The sequence below is a fragment of the Anabaena sp. UHCC 0399 genome, from assembly GCF_034931465.1.
Lineage (GTDB): Bacteria > Cyanobacteriota > Cyanobacteriia > Cyanobacteriales > Nostocaceae > Trichormus > Trichormus minutissimus.
Genome location: NZ_JAYGGZ010000042.1, coordinates 1 through 19,074 on the forward strand (window position 1 = coordinate 1; position 19,074 = coordinate 19,074).

Annotated in this window: 15 protein-coding genes; 7 read left to right on the forward strand and 8 right to left on the reverse strand. The window is 41.1% G+C overall.

The window, feature by feature from the left end:
- Positions 1–366: 366 nt before the first annotated feature.
- The 6 genes from VB693_RS20630 to VB693_RS20655 all read left to right on the forward strand — a co-directional run bounded on the left by VB693_RS20630 (position 367) and on the right by VB693_RS20655 (position 10,023).
- Entirely contained in the window at positions 367–1,689 is a 1,323-nt protein-coding gene (locus VB693_RS20630; protein WP_323267892.1) for an efflux RND transporter periplasmic adaptor subunit, read from the forward strand.
- Between the two features lie 100 nt (positions 1,690–1,789).
- Positions 1,790–4,954 carry an efflux RND transporter permease subunit gene (locus VB693_RS20635; RefSeq protein WP_323267893.1) on the forward strand — a complete coding sequence of 1,055 codons (3,165 nt, stop codon included), beginning with the start codon at positions 1,790–1,792 and terminating at the stop codon, positions 4,952–4,954.
- A gap of 123 nt (positions 4,955–5,077) precedes the next feature.
- Positions 5,078–6,163: an alkene reductase gene (locus VB693_RS20640; RefSeq protein ID WP_323267894.1), complete on the forward strand. Its 1,086-nt coding sequence runs from the start codon at positions 5,078–5,080 to the stop codon at positions 6,161–6,163.
- Between the two features lie 312 nt (positions 6,164–6,475).
- Positions 6,476–7,189 carry a rubrerythrin family protein gene (locus VB693_RS20645; RefSeq protein ID WP_323267895.1) on the forward strand — a complete coding sequence of 238 codons (714 nt, stop codon included), beginning with the start codon at positions 6,476–6,478 and terminating at the stop codon, positions 7,187–7,189.
- A gap of 226 nt (positions 7,190–7,415) precedes the next feature.
- On the forward strand, positions 7,416–8,777 hold the full coding sequence (gntT, locus tag VB693_RS20650) for a guanitoxin biosynthesis MATE family efflux transporter GntT (RefSeq protein WP_190706092.1): 1,362 nt from the start codon (positions 7,416–7,418) through the stop codon (positions 8,775–8,777).
- 76 nt (positions 8,778–8,853) lie between these two features.
- A complete protein-coding gene (locus VB693_RS20655) occupies positions 8,854–10,023 on the forward strand; it encodes a homocysteine biosynthesis protein (RefSeq protein ID WP_323267896.1) in 1,170 nt (389 codons plus the stop codon).
- Positions 10,024–10,180: 157 nt separating this feature from the next.
- Here the strand turns inward: VB693_RS20655 and VB693_RS20660 are convergent, their stop codons facing one another.
- Positions 10,181–11,251 carry a hypothetical protein gene (locus tag VB693_RS20660; protein WP_190706096.1) on the reverse strand — a complete coding sequence of 357 codons (1,071 nt, stop codon included), beginning with the start codon at positions 11,249–11,251 and terminating at the stop codon, positions 10,181–10,183.
- Positions 11,252–11,629: 378 nt separating this feature from the next.
- Between VB693_RS20660 and VB693_RS20665 the strand changes: the two genes are divergently transcribed.
- On the forward strand, positions 11,630–12,511 hold the full coding sequence (locus VB693_RS20665; RefSeq protein ID WP_323267897.1) for a tetratricopeptide repeat protein: 882 nt from the start codon (positions 11,630–11,632) through the stop codon (positions 12,509–12,511).
- 59 nt (positions 12,512–12,570) lie between these two features.
- Here VB693_RS20665 and VB693_RS20670 read toward each other — a convergent pair whose 3' ends face one another.
- The 7 genes from VB693_RS20670 to VB693_RS20700 all read right to left on the reverse strand — a co-directional run bounded on the left by VB693_RS20670 (position 12,571) and on the right by VB693_RS20700 (position 19,073).
- Complete coding sequence (locus VB693_RS20670; RefSeq protein WP_323267898.1) at positions 12,571–13,200, reverse strand: TMEM165/GDT1 family protein; 630 nt, start codon at positions 13,198–13,200, stop codon at positions 12,571–12,573.
- A 264-nt stretch (positions 13,201–13,464) separates the two neighbouring features.
- A complete protein-coding gene (locus VB693_RS20675) occupies positions 13,465–14,559 on the reverse strand; it encodes a glycosyltransferase family 1 protein (protein WP_323267899.1) in 1,095 nt (364 codons plus the stop codon).
- Positions 14,559–15,728, reverse strand: coding sequence for a glycosyltransferase family 1 protein (locus VB693_RS20680; protein ID WP_323267900.1), 1,170 nt, complete (start codon positions 15,726–15,728; stop codon positions 14,559–14,561). The genes VB693_RS20675 and VB693_RS20680 overlap by 1 nt, the downstream gene beginning before the upstream one ends.
- Positions 15,697–16,881 carry a hypothetical protein gene (locus VB693_RS20685; protein ID WP_323267901.1) on the reverse strand — a complete coding sequence of 395 codons (1,185 nt, stop codon included), beginning with the start codon at positions 16,879–16,881 and terminating at the stop codon, positions 15,697–15,699. The genes VB693_RS20680 and VB693_RS20685 overlap by 32 nt, the downstream gene beginning before the upstream one ends.
- 18 nt (positions 16,882–16,899) lie before the next feature.
- Positions 16,900–17,481, reverse strand: coding sequence for an HAD family hydrolase (locus VB693_RS20690; protein WP_323267902.1), 582 nt, complete (start codon positions 17,479–17,481; stop codon positions 16,900–16,902).
- Positions 17,482–17,561: 80 nt separating this feature from the next.
- Complete coding sequence (gene gmhA / locus VB693_RS20695; RefSeq protein WP_323267903.1) at positions 17,562–18,134, reverse strand: D-sedoheptulose 7-phosphate isomerase; 573 nt, start codon at positions 18,132–18,134, stop codon at positions 17,562–17,564.
- 9 nt (positions 18,135–18,143) lie between these two features.
- On the reverse strand, positions 18,144–19,073 hold the full coding sequence (locus VB693_RS20700; RefSeq protein ID WP_323267904.1) for an NAD-dependent epimerase/dehydratase family protein: 930 nt from the start codon (positions 19,071–19,073) through the stop codon (positions 18,144–18,146).
- Position 19,074: the final 1 nt, after the last annotated feature.

The following is a 19,074-nucleotide window of genomic DNA, read 5'->3' on the forward strand; positions in this document are numbered from 1 at the left end:
ATCCCATATCACTGATGATGTTTTTGTGCTGTTAATTTTGAACAGTTTGCTGGAATTTTTAGATAAAAAATATTCTTTTTTCGACATTAAATAAAAAAGATGCTGATCGCAAACTTAGTATATTTTTCACCAGAAAGAAGAAAACAGCTCGATAGTCTCCAACCGACCGTCGGTTACCTGCTGACTTGTAACTATTTTTTATCATTCTCCTTTAGGTAGATTAGGGAATATCCATAAGACAGTATATTTGGATGAGATAACACAAAATGGAGCAAAAATCTTCATGCTTAATAAGTAAACTTCATTACAAAATTTTCGATTCAGATTTAGTTCCATTTATCTTGTTTTGTAGGTTTGCTGTCAGCTATGTCATCCCCTGATTCTCACACTGATTTTCCAGACAATCTTCCTCGTCCATCCTATGAGCCACCCCCCGAAAACTCGCGGGGGCTGCGGTTATTGCTAGCTGGTATCCTACTTTTAGTAGGTGGAACAGCCGTGGTATGGCGATTACTGACTCCCATTAATCAAGCACCATTAGCTGCCAATGCTAAATCATCAGGGGTACGAGTCAAAATATCACCAGTACAAATAGGCACAATTGAGGACAGTACGGACTTTGTTGCTAGTCTAGAATCTCGGCAATCTGTGAAGCTGCAACCGAGAATTCAAGGGCAAGTTACCCAAATATACGTCAGATCAGGAGATGCGATCGCCGCCGGTACAGTTGTGATGCAAATCGACCCCAGACAGCAACAAGCCGCATTTATAGGTAACGATACCGCCGCCGATGCAGCTAAAGCTCAGTTAGAAAATGCTTACGCCACACTCAAATCACTAGAAGCAGAAAGGTTATCGAAGCTAGCAGATTTAAGCCTAAATCGGCAAGATTATCAAAGATATGCCAGTTTAGCAAAAGAAGGGGCAGTATCTCGACAAACTAGGGATCAATCAGCCAACAGACTAGCCATAACTACAGCTAGTCTTAACGCCATAGATTCCAGGATTCAAGCTCAAAAAGCCAACATTGCCCAAGCTCAAAAAAGTTGGCAGCAAGCCCAATCTAATACTGCTCAACAACAACTCCAGTTGCAATACTACAGAATTACTACCCCCTTGACGGGTACTGTGGGCAATATTCCTGTAAAACTGGGTGATTTTGTCAATACATCTACACAACTAGTCACTATCACTCAAAACCAACCATTAGAGGTTAATGTTTCCGTCCCCCTAGAACGCGCCTCCCAACTGCGTAAGGGAATGCCGGTGGAGATTATGAACGCGCAAGGTCAAGTTTTGGGTACAAGTCGGGTATTTTTCATTGCTTCTAATGCTACTAACGATACCCAAACTATCCTGATGAAAGCACTGTACACTAACTCTAATAATCAACTCAGGGCAGACCAATTAATTAGAGCTAGAGTGATTTGGAGTCAGAGAACTGGTGTTTTAATTCCTACTACAGCCATTTCTCGCATCGCTGGTAACACCTTTGTCTATGTAGCGCAAACGGAAACATCACCGCAAGGCATTTCTCAATTAGTCGCCCGTCAAAAACGGGTGCAACTAGGTGATATTAGACGCAATCATTACCAAGTTCTATCAGGATTGCAGCCACAAGACAAAATCATTGTCTCAGGGTTGCTTAATCTCCAAGACGGTGTGCCGATTGTTCCTGATTCTCTGTAGTATTGGGGATTGGGGAAAAATTAATTCAAAATTCGAAATTCAAAATTGAATTGCCCAAATACCCAATCCCCAATCCCCAATCCCTAATTCCCATTCCCCAATGTTCGTCAACTTCTTTATTAAACGACCTGTATTTACCAGTGTCTGCGCTATTATTATTTTTTTTGTGGGTGCAATTAGTATCCTAACGCTACCAACAGATAGATATCCAGAAATTAGCCCTACACAAATTATTGTTAATGCTAACTACCGTGGTGCTAGTGCGGAAGTTGTAGAAAAAACAGTTACGAATGTCTTAGAGAGCCAAATCAATGGTGTGCAAGGCATGAAGTACATGACTTCTAGCAGTAGTAATGATGGCGGTAGTACGATTACAGTCACCTTTGATGGGTCACGGGATAAAGACATTGCTGCCGTTGATGTGCAGAATCGCGTCTCTCTTGCCCAGCCACAGTTACCGGAAGCGGTGCAGCGTCATGGTGTGACTGTCAGCAAACAGTCTAATAATATTTTGCTGGCGATCGCGTTGTATAGCGATCGCCAAGAATATGACAATCTATTTTTAAGCAACTATGCCGACTTATATATAGTAGATGCCATCAAAAGAATTAATGGTGTCAGCGAAGCGCGGATTTTTGGTGAACGCCGTTATGCAATGAGGTTGTGGCTTGACCCCAATCGCTTGGCTAGTCGTAAATTGACCGCCCAAGATGTGATTGATGCACTGGATGAACAAAATATCCAGGTGGGTGTGGGGCAAATCGGACAGCCACCAATCCCAGCCGATCAGATGTATCAAATCGACCTGACGGCAGTTAGTAGATTAACGGAAGTCTCGGAATTTGAGAATATCATTCTGAAAACAGGTGCAGATGGCTCACTGATTACATTTAGGGATATCGGACGGGCAGAATTGGGAGCAGAAAACTATAACTCCTTTCTGCGCTTTCGGGGTAAGGAAGGTATAGGGATTGGCATATTTCCGCTTCCTGGAAGTAATGCTTTGGAAGTGGCTGAGGCGGTTAAAGTTGAAATTGCACGCTTGGCTAAAAGTTTTCCCCCAGAGATGGAATATCAAGTGGCATTTGATACAACTGACTTTGTGAAAGAGTCTTTAGGGGAAGTGGTGACAACACTATTAAAAGCGATCGCACTGGTTGTCTTGGTAATTTTTATTTTCCTCCAAGACTGGCGGACTACCCTCATTCCCGTCATTACTATTCCCTTATCATTAATTGGCACTTTCGCCTTTATTAAAATTTTTGGCTTTTCCATCAATACTTTGACGCTGTTTGGTCTGACCTTAGCTACAGGGATGGTAGTTGATGATGCCATTATCGTAGTCGAAAATATCTCCCGCTTAATTCAAGACCGGGGAATGTCAGCGCGTCAAGCTGCCGCCGCAACTATGCAGGAGTTATTTGGATCTGTAATTACTAGATCATTAATTTTAATGGCCGTATTTGTACCAGTGGCATTCTTCCCCGGTTCGACTGGTCTGATTTATCGTCAATTTGCTTTAACGATCGCCTTTTCTATCACCATTTCTACCTTTTTAGCTGTCACCCTCACACCGACTTTAGCGGCTGTATTACTACGAACTAAACCCAAACCACGGGGAATATTTGGCTGGTTTTTTGGCAGGGTGAACTGGTTTCTCGATTATATACAGAGACAATATGCGCGATCGCTGCATTTCTTCAACCGGATGAGAGCGATCGTTATTGGTCTATTTATCGCCTCCTTAGCATTAACAAGCTGGCTCTATCTTACCGTCCCGACAGCATTTATCCCTGATGAAGACCAAGGTTATTTCATCACGATTGTTCAAGCACCTGCGGGGGTTTCAATCAACTACACAAGCAAAGTAATGGCGCAGGTTGAAGCCGAAATCCTGAAACTACCAGAAATTACTGGTACTTTTGCCTTGGGTGGTTTTAGTTTTAGCGGTAACACAGCTAATAGTGGCGTAATTTTTAGTACCCTCAAACCGTGGGGCGAACGCCAGCAACCAGGACAATCAGCCGATGCGATAATTAACAAGTTGCAGGGAGTATTATCTAATATCTCCGAAGCGCGGATTTTTCCGGTTAATCCTCCATCAATTCAAGGTTTAGGCAGTTTTAACGGTTTCCAATTTCAACTGCAAGATAAATCAGGGACTACTAGCTTAAACTCCATGTTAGAAGTCATGGGACAGATCATTACAGAAGGTAATCAGAACCGAGGATTACAAGGTGTGTTTAGTACCTTTAATGCCAATACACCACAGATGTTAATTGCAGTAGACCGCAATAAAGCCAAGGTCTTGCAAGTGCCGATAGATAATATCTTTAAAACCTTACAAAGTTACTTAGGTTCGCAATACGTCAACGACTTTAATTTTCTCTCGCGGACTTATCGGGTATATGTGCAAGCCGATGCTAAGTTCCGTTCTGAGCCTGGGGATATCGGTAAATTATATGTGCGTTCCCAGACTGACCAAATGATTCCCCTGAGTAACTTAGTCAAGTTAACCCCCACAACCGGGGCGCAAACCATCAATCACCATAACCTGTTCCGGTCGATAGAAATCAACGGTGGGGCTGCTCCTGGCTACAGTTCAGGCCAAGCGATCGCCGCAATGGAACGCCTAGCCCGACGAGTATTACCAGCCAGTATGGGTTACGAATGGTCAGGGATTACCAGTGAAGAACAAGCATCTAGTGGTCAAGCACCTTTAATTTTTGGCTTAGGCTTGGTGTTTGTGTTTTTGGTATTAGCTGCAAAGTACGAAAATTATGTAGACCCCTTGATTATTATGTTGTCCATCTCCTTAGCTATTTTGGGAGCATTAATAGCCCAATCTCTGAGAGGTTTGAGTAACGATGTATTTTGTCAGGTGGGGTTAGTAATGTTGATTGGCTTGGCGAGTAAAAACGCAATTTTGATTGTGGAATTTGCTAATCAATTGCGTGCTGAAGGTCTGAGTATCACCAAAGCCGCTATCCAAGCAGCGCAAGAACGCTTACGCCCGATTCTCCTGACGGCTTTATCTACACTGTTAGGGGTTTTTCCGCTTTTAATTGGTGTCGGTGCAGGTGCGGCTAGTCGTCAATCTTTGGGGACAGCAGTGTTTGGCGGAATGTTGGTGGCTACTTTCTTCAGTTTGTTCCTCGTGCCGATTTTGTACATCGTGATTGGTAAAATGCGCGATCGCATGAAACCAAGCGGCAAGCCTCCTTTTACTGGTTCTAATCAAGTTAATTCCGTTATTCATCGGTAAATTTAACCTTTGTGTAGTAATTTAGCAGGAGAGATGAATTTTTAAACGCAGTGGGGCGTGGAGTAGCGCAAAGATTTACGCTGCGATTCTGTCTCATGATCTATCAACATGAAAACTTTGACGATGAATACAACCATCAATCTATTCACACCAGTTCAACTAGGGTCTTATACTCTACCTAACCGGATTGTTATGGCCCCCATGACTCGGTTACGGGCAATTGACAACATCCCAAATGCGCTGATGGCAACATACTACGCACAAAGAGCTAGTGCAGGGTTAATCGTAACTGAATGTACAGCCGTTTCTCCCCTGAGTTTGGGATATATGAACTGTCCAGGGATTTACACCGAAGCACAAATAGCCGGATGGCGATTGGTAACAGATGCAGTACATCAACAAGGGGGAAGAATTTTTCTGCAACTGTGGCATTCTGGGAGAATTGCTCATCCCGCCTTGTTAGGTGGAGAATTGCCAGTTGCGCCAAGTGCGATCGCTGGGGTTGGTTCACTGCACACTCCCACAGGTAAAGTATCTTTAGAGACTCCCCGCGCTTTAGAAACCAAAGAAATTGCCGAAATTGTCGAACAGTTCCGCCAAGGTGCAGCCAATGCTTTAGAGGCTGGCTTTGATGGTGTCGAACTACACGGCGCATTCGGCTATTTAATCGACCAATTCTTACAAGATGGTTCAAACCAGCGCACCGATAAATACGGCGGTTCAGTTGAGAATCGCAGCCGCTTTCTTTTGGAAGTGGTGGAAGCCGTTACTGGCGTTTGGGGAGGCGCAGGCGAGCGCGTCGGTATTAAGCTTTCTCCTAGTAACACTTTTTACGGGATGTACGACTCCAACCCCAAAGAAACATTTAGTTATGTGGTTAATGCTCTCAACCCCTTTGATTTAGCTTATCTCCATATGATGGAAGCCAACGAAGTTGATTTGTCAACTCGTGAAGTCATGAACCCTGTAACACCCTATTTCCGCCAAATCTTCAAAGGTACATTAATTACCAATGGTGGTTATGAAAGGCAAACAGGAGATGATATCCTCGCAAAAAATGATGCAGATTTAGTATCTTTCGGCAAGCTATTTATTGCTAATCCCGACTTACCAAAAAGATTCCAGACTAACGCCCAATTAAACACTCCAGATCCCAGAACATTCTACGCTCCAGATGCCACAGGATACACTGATTATCCATTTTTATAAATATAGGACTTACGCACAAATTACGGAATAACGTGCGCGTAGCGCATACCACACGGACGCAGAGAACACAGAGAAATAAGGGTTTGAGAGACTTTTTGCGTAAGTCCTGAAATAGTCAATAGTTAATAGCTATTACTTTTATACTCTGCTTTCCTGACATAATTTTCCTGTCAAAGCTAAGAAAACAGGTAAATAAATATGGGCTGAAAAATTTGTATAAAAACCTGTAAATTATACAAGTGGTAGCTCATGAACTCAATTTGAGAGTTTGGATTTTACCTCTAAATATTACTTCGTAGGCATCCAAAAATTATGGATCTTTCAAACTTCACTACTCTGCAAAACTTAGAATCTGCCTTTGGCGGCGAATCAATGGCAAACCGGAAGTATCTGTTTTTTGCAGAGGTAGCGCGGAAACTTGGGTTTAAAGATTTAGCTAAACTGTTTCGTGAAACCGCAGAGCAAGAGACCGAACACGCCTTTGCTCATTTTGAGTTGCTACATCCAGAACTAGTTGTAGAAGATCCAACTGCGTTAACTGACGAACAAAAACAAGAAATTGTCTCTCGGTGCTTATCTTTAGCCATTGAAGGCGAAACCTACGAATACACTACCATGTATCCTGAATTTGCCGCAGATGCTCAACGCGATCGCGACAATCCCGCCGCCGAAGAGTTTCTCAAACAAGCGCAAGAATCTAGCGAACACGCTGATACCTTCCGCACCGCAGCACATCGTTTTGGCTTATTAAAATTCATAGAGAATTACCACGCCGATCGCTACACTGAAGCGTTAGAAGTAATTAATGGTGGACAACCTACAACCAGAGTGGCGAGTGCAGATCCCAACACCCGTAAATGGGTTTGCAGACAATGCAGCATGATTTATGATCCTGTGACTGGTGATCCTGACTCTGGTATTGCACCTGGTACAGCCTTTGAAGCAATTCCTGATGATTGGCAATGTCCCATCTGTGGTGCTACCAAAAAGACTTTTATCCCCCTTGAGGAAAAAACTGCTGCGTGAGCAAGAATGTAGAGCTGACTTTTTACGTTATGTGGAAAAGCTAACGGGAAACCTAACCCCCTAACCCCTTTCCCTACTTTCGCGGAGCGTGTCGTAGACAGGGAAGGGGGAATATGTAGAGACGTTGCATGCAACGTCTCTACAGTTATAGGCTACTTCTGGAGTTCCCTGTCGCCTACACTAAAATAGTGCCAATTTCCATCAATAACTCCAGTACAGTCAAAATATGAGATTTGCAGCAGTCTCACTCCAGTACGACTTCTTACCTCGCTTTTACAAAATGGCAAGCATTAACGTGCTTTCCAACATGATGGTTCCTTTAGCGGGTATTGTTGACATTGCCTTTTTAGGACATTTAGCAGATATCCGTCACTTAGCAGGAGTCATTTTAGCAACCATACTCTTTGACTACCTTTACAGGGTGTTAAAGTTTTTACGCTCTAGTGTCAATGCCCTAACTGCACAAGCCGTGGGGCTGGATGACCAAAAAACTATCTTACTAGTAGGGATGAGGAGTGCTTTAATTGCCCTAGGACTGGGGTTACTGATCCTATTGCTGCAATACCCAATCCAAAAGATGGGGTTTTTGATTTTGAGTGGTTCGCCAGAAATTGAAAGTTCTGGAAGTGACTATTTCTATGCCAGAATTTGGGCAGCCCCGGCTGTGTTGCTTAACTTTGTGTTAATTGGTTGGTTTACGGGGCGCGAAATGAACAGCTTAGTGCTGTTGATGTCTTTAATTGGTAATGGTTCTAATGTACTGCTTGACTATTTGATGATTGTCAAGTGGGGTTGGGAAAGCATGGGTGCTGGACTGGCTACAGCCATCAGTCAGTATTTGGCGTTAGTCATTGGTTTAGTGGGGGTGTGCTTCAGCATTCAGTGGGCAAAAGTAGCAGCCGCCTTACAAGAGGTGTTTGATTGGGTGGCGTTGAAAGAGACTGTTGTCCTCAAAACCAACATTCTGGTGAGATTTTTAGTCTTGATTTCTACCTATGCCATCTTTACAAATCTGAGTGCCACACTAGGAACAATTACTTTGGCAGAAAATGGGTTGCTGTTGCAAATTGCGCTGTTGAGTCAGTTCACCATTCAAGGTGTAGGGATGACAATGCAAACCTTGACGGGCAACTTTCAGGGTAAAGGTACAACAGAAAAGATGATTCCATTGTTGAGTGTTTCTGTAATTACCAGTTTGTTTATTGCTCTAGGTTTTGCGATCGCATCTGTGATTTTCCCTGATACCATATTTGGATTACTGACTAATCATACAGAGGTTAACCAACACATCAGTAGTTATGCAATTTGGTTATTGCCGCTTCTAGGATTAACTGCTGTTGCTTTTATGCTGGAAGGGTACTTTATTGGCTTAAAAGAAGGTGCAATTATCCGTAATGCCGTTCTATTAGCCTTTGGATTCGGTTTTACTCCCTTAGCTGCTACAGGATGGTATTTACATAATAATCACTTGTTATGGATGGCTCTAGTTGGCTATATGACTATCATGATTTTAGTGCTGGGGTCACAATTACCTAAAACATTCATTAATAAAAATCTGCCAAATCAAGATTTACTGCCTAGTTCTTGACCGTACCAATTTCAGATTTTAAATTTGTTTTTTGGTTCAAACCCTAGAATTAGGATGTCAATCTGCCACATGAAAAATGCGAACTATTGCAGAAATCAACGAGAAAATTAACCGCCAAACTGCGGTAGTGTTAACGGCTGAGGAATTAAAAGCACGAGTTGCAGAAGTCGGTGTGAAGCAAGTTGCCGAAGAGGTTGATGTTGTCACCACTGGAACTTTTGAACCAATGGAATCAAGTGGGGCAATTATTAATCTAGGACACACTGACCCGCCAATTAAAATTCGCCGTTGTTGGGTGGATGGAGTTCCTGCATACAGTGGTTTTGGCGCAGTCGATTTATATTTAGGTGCTAGCTGTGTTGTGGATACGATGGATGGCGAAGAAGTCCGCGAACGGGGCGGCGGTCATGTAATAGAGGATTTGATCGCCGGTAAACCTGTGCATATCCGCGCCCAAGGACAAGTCACTGATTGCTATCCTAGAGCAAGTTTTGAGACTTCTATTACTCGCGACACAATAAATCAGTTTTATTTATTTAATCCACGTAATCTTTATCAAAATTTTATTGTAGGGGTGAATGGAGGCGATCGCCCGCTTCATACTTACCTCGGCCCTCTGCAACCGCGTTTAGGTAATGCTGTCTATTCTAACCCCGGTGCAATTTCTCCCCTATTAAATGACCCAAAATTACAAATTATTGGCATTGGTACGCGTATTTTCTTAGGCGGCGGTATTGGTTACGTTGCTTGGGAAGGGACGCAACATTTTCCTTTACAAAAGCGGCTAGCCAATCAAACACCCATTGGCCCCTCTGCGACTTTAGCCTTAATTGGTGATGCCAAACAAATGGATACGCGTTGGGTACGGGGTTGTTACTTTAAAAGTTATGGTTCTTCGTTGATGTTGGGTGTAGGTGTACCCATACCCTTATTAAACGAACAGGTAGTAGAAAACTGTGCAGTTCAAGATCAAAATTTAGTTGCGCCAATAGTAGACTTTTCCATTCCCCGGCGCGTCCGTCCGACATTTGGGTTGGTGAGTTACGCCCAACTCAAATCCGGGCGTATCACCATCGAGGGTAAAACTGTTAGGGTTGCTCCTTTAGCTAGTTTATTTTTATCTCGGCAAGTTGCCATAGAGTTAAAACAATGGATTGAAGCAGGCAGTTTTACCCTCACTGAACCAGTAGCATCAATTCCAATGGAGAGGTCTTTTCTTCCTCAAGACCATTGGAGAGAGTTGTGAGTGCTGAGTGCTGAGTTGTGAGTTATGAGTTGTGAGTTGTGAATTGTGAGTTGTAAATGATTTTTTACTCAACACTCAGCAGTCCTCACTCATTACTCATTACTCATTACTCCTCACTCCTCACTCATTACTCAGCACTCAGCACTCATTAATCACCTTACTCCTGAGTAGGTTTCGGTCGCTTGATTGGCTTCGGTGCTGGTGTAGAGCTAGGCGAAGGCGATTTTGGTAAGGGTTTGGAAATTACCGAGGGATCGCTGCTTGTTCTCTTGACGGGGCGTGGAGTTTCTCCTGGTCGTCTGGGGGGGAATGGTCTTCTTCCTGGACCACCACCAGCACCGCGAGGACCACCACCACCGCCACCTCTAAAGGGTGGTCTGCGTTTTTTGGGTAAGTCAGCGATCGCTTCTGCCGTTTCTATGACTAATGCGTCGGCTTCTCGCTTGGCTTTGAAGTCCCAAAACTTGCCTACGGCTTTGGTTGTCAGCACACCCCGCAATTTCAACTTGAAATATTTGGGTTTGTCATCTCGTTTACGTGGAGCTTGCTTAATTTTTACTACTAAGCTCTTTTCATCAAAAGACTGGTAAACCACTTCCCCACGGACGGAGAAACCGCCATCCGGGATGTTAGATGAAGGTGCTGAGAGGCTTGTAGCTTCTTTACTCTCATCTACTAAGCTTTCATCGGGTGTCTGTAATTCTTGTGACTCCGAATCTGCTTGGTTTTCTTCTGTTGGTTGTTTAGCCAGACTTTCTGGCTCCCATACCCCTACAATTTGAATGTGTAAGCTGTCATTTTCTTGTCTGGTGCGGGGATAAACTACCCACAAATGTTCTTTTTCTAGGTCTAGATGATTTTTGACTAGGCTCATAATCCGACCCAGCAAGACGGAATTGAGTTCTACACCATCTGGGGTGAGTAAGATACCTTGGGTAAAATGTTCGTCACTGGCTTGGTAACGACCCCGGACTAGTCCGATGGCGCGGTATTGCATCGGTTCACTAGGAGGCGGTATCGGTTGTTGGCGATTGGCTTCGCCACACTGTAGGTGATCTGCTAGGTTCTCATTAGAGTCAGTTTCACTAGAGTTGACAGGTGAAGTCTCAAGCTTAGAGGGCTGGGTTGCTGCTATGTGAACATTAGCAGCTGCCTCTTTGGGAGTTTGAGGTTCATTGGAAGCAAAAGAGTTAGCGGAATCAGGCGAAGGCATCAGGTCGGAATTCATAAAAACTCCTTGCGGCGGAGACACATCCCAATTATGGGATTTTAATAAGGCAGCTGGAAATAGCGTTTGCGTGGCTGATGAAAGTATATTGGCTTTTCACAAAATCACAACAGAACGCTCTATACAATTGTAAAGACCCTAAATCAGTCATTCATTATGTAAATGTGTAATTTAGCGTCTTTACGGCAGTTTCGGAAGCATATCATAGCTTTTAATATGATGGCTCTCCCTAAAGTAATCACTTAATTTAGCAGTCAAATAATCATTTGTTATAAAATTCACTCTTAATTGGCGGTATTCCGCACAGTTTTTGAAATTTTTAACTTTCTAGTTTGTGTCAATAATAATGAGATGAGAGTTTTGGAGGGGGACAAAATAGTGTCTCAACCGCGCAATCGCTGGATAGTTCAGATCATTCTAGCACTGGCAGTTCTTACTTTTGTAGGTATTTCTTTAGTTCCCATTATTAGTGCGCTCAATGATACGTCATCCTCAACCCCGAATCCCACCAACCCTAGTGATGTCGCTACTTCTAACCAAACATCCAAGTTGCAAGATGAGGTGCGAGGTTATGAACTGGTTTTACAACGAGAGCCAGAAAATCAAACCGCGCTCAAGGGCTTATTACAAGCCCGACTACAACTTTTGAGTTTAAAACAAGGTGAGATCCAAGGGGTGATTGAACCCTTGGAAAAGTTGGCGAAACTTAATCCGCAGCAGTCAGAGTATGGTGTGTTGTTGGCTCAAGCTAAACAGCAGATTGGTGATAAGGAAGGAGCTGCTCAAGCTTATCGAAATATTTTAGACACGAAACCAGGAGATTTGAAGGCTTTACAGGGAATGGTGGCTTTGCTTGTGAGTCAGCAACGTCCAGAAGCTGCTGTAGGCTTACTGCAAGAGACTCTGACTAATGCGGCTCAAGCTAATACTATTCAACCGGGAAGTGTGGATGTTGTAGCTGTACAAGTGTTATTGGGCAATGTTCACTCTAGCCAAAAACGCTATCCTCAAGCTATTTCTGCTTTTGATCAGGCAATTCAGAAAGCTCCCCAAGATTTTCGCCCAGTTTTGGCTAAGGCGATGCTGTTGAAGGAACAGGGTAAAGTCACTGAAGCTAAACCTTTGTTTGATAGTGCTGTGGCTTTAGCTCCTGCTCAATACAAAGATGAGATTAACAAAGCGGCTACTGTATCTCCTGAGCCTAATCCTATCCCTCCCACACCTCCCACATCAACCCCTGAAACTACACCCAAGCAGTAAAAAAACAACAGCCCCTCAAAATTTAGGGGCTGTTATTCTTAATTTTTAATTTTTAATTGTTACGCTCCCTCAAGAACAGCAAAAACACCAAAAATTAAGAACAGGAATCCGCCAGCAAAGGTAAGCTGACGCTCAGAAATACGTCCAGCGATCATTTTGCCACCAATGACTGCGATCGCGGCACAAATTGCATGACCTAAAATAGCCCCGATGGTGACACCAATGGCGTTATTGCCTGCGGCTAAGGCAATGGTGGCGATTTGCGTGCGATCGCCCCATTCTGCCATAAATGTCAAAACAAAGGCTTCTATGACAATCGATAAGGAATTTTTTTGCTTGGGTAGCTGCAATTCGGCTTTTTCTACTGCGGCTTTGGCTTCTGCTATTTCTTCCATCATTTCGCCTTGTTCAGCAGCAGCAGTCATCTTACTAGCTTGGTACAACAACTTAATACCAAAGGCAAAAAACAATACGATTACAGCATAATGAGTATAAACTTTTGGCAATCGAGAAGCGACTTGTCCAAATAATACCGAAAGGATTGTCATGGCGGCTAAAGCAGCTACCACTCCTATAAATACCAATCGCCGTGAATGGCGCATTGCCAAAATCATAGCGATAAAAAATGTTTTATCCCCTAACTCTGAAACTGTAATTAGTAATAAACCTGCGGTAAAAGCCGTTAGCACTCTCTCAAGCTCCTGAAAAATCATGTATCCATGTGAGCTTGATGAATGCCAAAAGACCTCACCAAGCTCACATTTTTGTGAACTTAGTGAAGGTCTCGCTACCAAATATTAATTATTTGTCACTTGAACCAGGCTCATCGCCAGTATGTTGATTCAAATGTACTGGCTGGGAAATTCTTTGCCAGTTGCTACTCCCCTTCTATGAGACAGATATTACATCTATATGTAGGTATGAGTCAAGCAAGAATTTTCTGGCTTTGAGAATTAGAGATATCCAGATAAGACTTCAACCGTAGCAAGTCCAGTTTTTTCCCAACTAAATTGATTAGCTCTAGCAATACCTTGAGTAGAAAGATGTAAACGCAATGCTAAATCAGCCGCTATCGGCTGCATCGCGGCGGTGATTTCGGCTGTGTTGTAGGGATTAATCAGAATCGCTGCATCACCAGCCACTTCTGGGAGAGAGGAGAGATTAGAAGTGATAACAGGAGTACCGCAAGCCATTGCTTCTAGGACAGGGAAACCGAAACCTTCCCACAGACTGGGGAAAACAAGGGCGATCGCTTGATTAATAATGGTGGGTAATTCACTGTAAGCTACATAGTCGAGGAATTTGACCTGATGAGTTATCCCTAGTTCTGCAATTTGTGTTTGTAGAAGCGGGGTATAACGCTTGTCAGTTGGGCCTGCTAGCCATAGTTCGTAGTCGTCGTTATTAGGTAGCGCAGCAAAGGCGGCGACAAGACGATGTAGATTTTTGTAAGGGTCTTGTCTACCAATGTAGAGAAAGTAATTGCGAGTTGGTAAATTGAGATAGCGAAAGTGAGTGCGATCGTGCGCTAGGGGGATGGGGGTAATTTTACTAGCTGGAATTTGATAAAAGTCAATGATGTCGTTAGCTGTAGCCTGAGAGTTACAGATAATATGTTGCGCCTGCTGCAAAACTTGAGGAATGTAGTAACGATGATACGGCGTTAACGGTGAGAAACGTTTAGGAAAACGCAAAGGTATTAAATCATGAGACATGACCACAAAACGACAGTTGCTATAAAGCGGTGCTTCTGGTAAAGGAGAGAATAAAAGATGCGATTTTAATTCGTGATAAATTCTCGGTACTTGCAACTGTGTCCAAACTAAGCGACGAAAATGCCCTTTAGTACCATGAGAAGGTGTTAAATTGCTTGGTATAGAATAGCACTTAAGATCAGGGTAATTGTTAGCTGTTAATAAGGTGGGGTTAAGAGATTTTAAATAAGGAAAAATATTATGAGCATAGTTACTTATACCTGTTGGTTGGGATAAGAGTATAGATAAGTTAATAATTAACTGATTGGATGAGTAACTCTCTGCTATATTCATCAAATAATTGCTCTATAAGCCTTTAATGTTTCTCTTGCAGTTCGTTCCCAAGTAAATAGTTTTGCTCTTTCTTTACCTCTATTAATTAAATCTTCTCGTAACTGGCGATCGCTAATCACTTTTAAAATGCTTTCAGCTAGTTGCATAGGATCTTGAGGGTCAATCAAAATAGCTGCATCTCCCGCAACTTCGGGAATTGAGGAAGTATTAGAACTAACAACCGGCGCACCTAATGTCATTGCTTCCAATACAGGTAGACCAAATCCTTCATAATGAGATGGATAAACAAAGACATCAGCTTTTGAATAAAATAATGCTACTAGTTCATCGGATAAGTAATCGAGATGGTGTATTTCTTTCCTCCAAGGAGAACTTTCAATAGCAGCAAATATTGATTCATATATCCACCCTTTTTTCCCAATCAATACTAATTGATGCTCAATTTTATACTGCTGTTTTAGTATATTAAAAGCAGTAATTATAGCATTGATATTTTTTCTAGGTTCTATTGTACTAACAAAAAGTAGATATGGTTTAGAAAAATCATATCTAACCTGCGCTTCTAGATTTAAACTATTATCTGTGTAAAAATAATCAGAGTTGTAACGGCTAGCTAAAGGAGTCACAAAAACTTTCTCTGGAGAAATATTTAAATACTTAATAATATCTTGTTTAGAATTTTCTGAAATTGTGATGATTAAATCTGTCCATTTTAGACATTGATTAATACGGGTTGTATATGTTTTTACTATCTGACTAGAAAAATTAGAATATTTAATAAAAGTTAGGTCATAAATCGTCATTAAATTAATGCTTTTAGCACAGGGATACACAAAATAATCAGTGCCGTGAACAATATCGGGAAAGCCAAAATAGCCTTCATAATAAGGAAGAATAGGATTAGGAATTTTCGTTAAGAGATTAGTAATACTAACTGGAATAGGTAAGGTATATACTGGTGTATCTAAATTTAAAAAATTAGGTTCATTTATTCTCAGCTTTAACCAATTTTTTAACCTAGGTTGGCGTACAATTCTTAATTCAAAATTTTCAGTTTTTTGTAGTAAATATAGTGCATGAATTAAATTATAAACATATAATCCAATGCCACTAGGTTGAGAGGTTAAAGACGTAGCATCAATTGCTATTTTCAGCATGATCTGAGGCATCAAACAATTTCTTCATTTGCCTAGCATAACTCTCTACGGTATGAAAGTCTTGATAATTTTTCTGAATTTCTTGGATTTTCGCTTTTAATTCTAAAGAATTTGCAAATTTAATAATTTTACTGACAATAATGTGAGGTTGACTCCAGTCTTCTATAATCAGTTCTTCAATACCATATTTTGAGAGTTCTTTTGCCATCCAAGTACCTGCGGTTACAACAGGAAGTTTACCAGCCATAATAGATTCAGTAAAAATGCCAGAAGTACGCTCTTTATAAGCATTAACATCATACGGTAGTAGGATAATATCCGATTTTTCGAGCCAGTTTAAATAGTCTGAGTTACTCAAATTATCTGGAATCAGTTTAACTTTAACACCACCAATAGTAGATATAAGTTGAGAACTTTGGGCAGCTACAACACATATTTTGTTTGCGTCTTCAGTAATACAAGTAACCAAAGATTTAACAACATCCCATCCTTTTTCTAATCGTGGCGTACCAGCCCACCAACAAATTACTTCATTATTTTGATGAATCTCTTTAATATCAATAAATTCTGTATGTGGTATGGGCATTACAGTTACAGATTCTTGGAAGTAATTTGATATTGATTTACCTAAAATCTCACTATCTGTGAGTATTTTAAATTTTCCAGGTTTTAATTTATTTTTAATTGCTTTATTTAAAATTTTATAAATCCAGCCGGTTTTATCTTTATGTGTATCTCTACGGTAAAGTAGCCACACTGATAGGTTATTTGTTGGTATTAAATATATGGCTATGAGTAATGCAAAAAGTTGTACATGAATAAATCGTTCTAGAAAAACAATAGAAAATTTTGATGGTATTAAAACATATTTTCGTAATTCATTAGCAATCGAGAAACTCAATCTTAATATATCTTGAAACTTTAATATTCTAATTAATGGATTGATGCTTGCTTCTAAGTTTTCACCACTGAGTTCAGGATACCAGTTAGTTGGCAAATCACTAATTTCGGAGTCTGGCGCAACTATGGCTATATGCTGCCAATTTAGAATTTTAGCGGCTTTAGTCACAGAAATATGATATGGGATTATATGTCCCTCTCCTCCCATGAGATTAGGGATGAGAGAAATCAATATTGGACTTTGCTCCATATCCTTGTGATTCATAAACCGATTATCAAGAGGTTAATGTTGAATGAGTTTAGTTGTTTCAATCAATTCATTTACAATCTGAACAGAAGCTTGTGTGTGAGATAAATTTTTAGCATCTGCTAAAGTTCTATTTGTCAGTAAAAAAATTGGATTACAACCAGCATTAATGGCACACTCTACATCACTAATTGCATCTCCAATAAAATAAGACTGCGAAAGCTCTATAGAATACTTTTCTGAAGCTTGCAGCAACATATATGATGAAGGCTTACGACATTTGCAGTTATCAGATGGTTGGTGAGGACAGATAAAAATCTCTTGAAAATACACACCTAGTCTTTCATATTCTTGACACATCTTGGAGTGAACTAACTCGACATCATTTGCAGTAAAATATCCTCTACCGATACCGGACTGATTGGTAATAACTATTAATAAATATCCTGACTCCTGCCATTTCTTGAAAATTTCACCAGCACCCAAGGGAAGTTTCACTTGATCTGGGTGGCTCAGGTATGGGATGTAATCTATTAAAACGCCATCTCTATCCAGAAATAAAGCTTTGTTAGGTTTAGTAAAATTAGTATATTTATCTCTATGATTATCAGAATACATATTCAATTTGTTTCATGAATAAAAAGCTTCTATATCAATTACAATCATAATTATTGTTAAATGGACTAAACAATAGTAATTTAATTAACTTTTTTTGTAAATAAATTAAGTTCCACCTGTTCGCAGATACGATGATAGGTAATCACATGAATTTCTTGTACTAATGGAGTATGTTGTTCACTAACAAATAAGGGATAGTCAGTAATTTCCTTTAACATTCCCCCATTGTTACCTGACATTCCAATAGTTACAATTCCCAGTTCTTTAGCTATCTTTAAAGCTCTAATTACATTTTGGGATTTCCCAGATGTAGAAATTCCCCAGATGATATCTCCTGGTTTACCCAAAGATTCAATCTGTCGGGAAAAGATCGTTTCAAATTCGTGATCGTTTGTCCAAGCTGTGAGAGTAGCTGGATTGGTAGATAGTGCGATCGCAGGTAATCCTTTACGATTGATCAAGAAGCGTCCAATAAACTCCGCAGCTATGTGCTGTGCATCAGATGCAGAGCCACCATTACCACAAATGAATAAGGTGTTGCCTTGCTGAAAACTTTTGACGATCAGATCAACTACACTATCTATCGCCTGGCAATACTCTACTGTGAAAGCAGCTTCCAAGCTTCTGAGTTTATCCTGCACCCAATAATCCAACGTTCTTCCTCACTTGTTGTTTGGTAACAGTTTATCTTGTTGCGTTCCAAACCACTCAATCGTTTTGCTCAACCCAACTTCTAACGAAGTCAAAGTTAAATCAGGAACATATTGTTGCAGTTTGCCAATACCTAGACACTTAGATTTAGCACCAACATAGCGTTCTGTATCAAATTGGATTAAGTGGAAGTCATAGTCTACCTTTTCGCAAATCAGTTTAGCAAAGTGTCTAATTGTAAATTCCTCACCTGCACCAATGTTGATGATTTGGTTATCTACACTAACTGCTAATTGAATCATAGTTTTGACAAAATCGTCTACAAAAACGAGTTCGCGGGATTGATACCCATCACCCCAGAGAATTACCGAATCCCCGTAGAGTTTACCACGCATAATTTTGCGAATTAAGTCAAAAATAAAGTGCATTTGTCGCCCATCTGTATGGTAGCCTGGGCCGTAGAGGGTGGAGGGAACTAAACAAAGGTATTTCAAACCATACTGTTTATGCAACGCTAGTTGTCCTGCATATAACATCCGCTTAGTCATTGCATAGGTAAACAAGCTATCTATCGGGATTCCTGCCAAATAGTTTTCTTCTATTAGTTCTAAATCAGGCGCATACGCACAACTAGTACCCATACTAATTAGCTTGGCTTGCGGTTGATATGTTTGCCACCAAGCCAGCACATTTGTATTAATTTGCTGGTTGATAATCCATTGCTCCCCAGGATGGTATAAACAGAAGTCGCCTGCTTGAGTCCAAGCGGCTAAATGATAAATATAGTCATAACTTTCATGGTTATACTTCAACAATGAGTTTTGCTGAGTCAGGTCACAGTTTTTAGAATTCAAGCGAACTAATTCATGTCCTTGAGTTTCCAATTGTGAGCAAAGTATTGTACCTAAAAAGCCTGTAGCACCGGTAACTATGATTTTCATC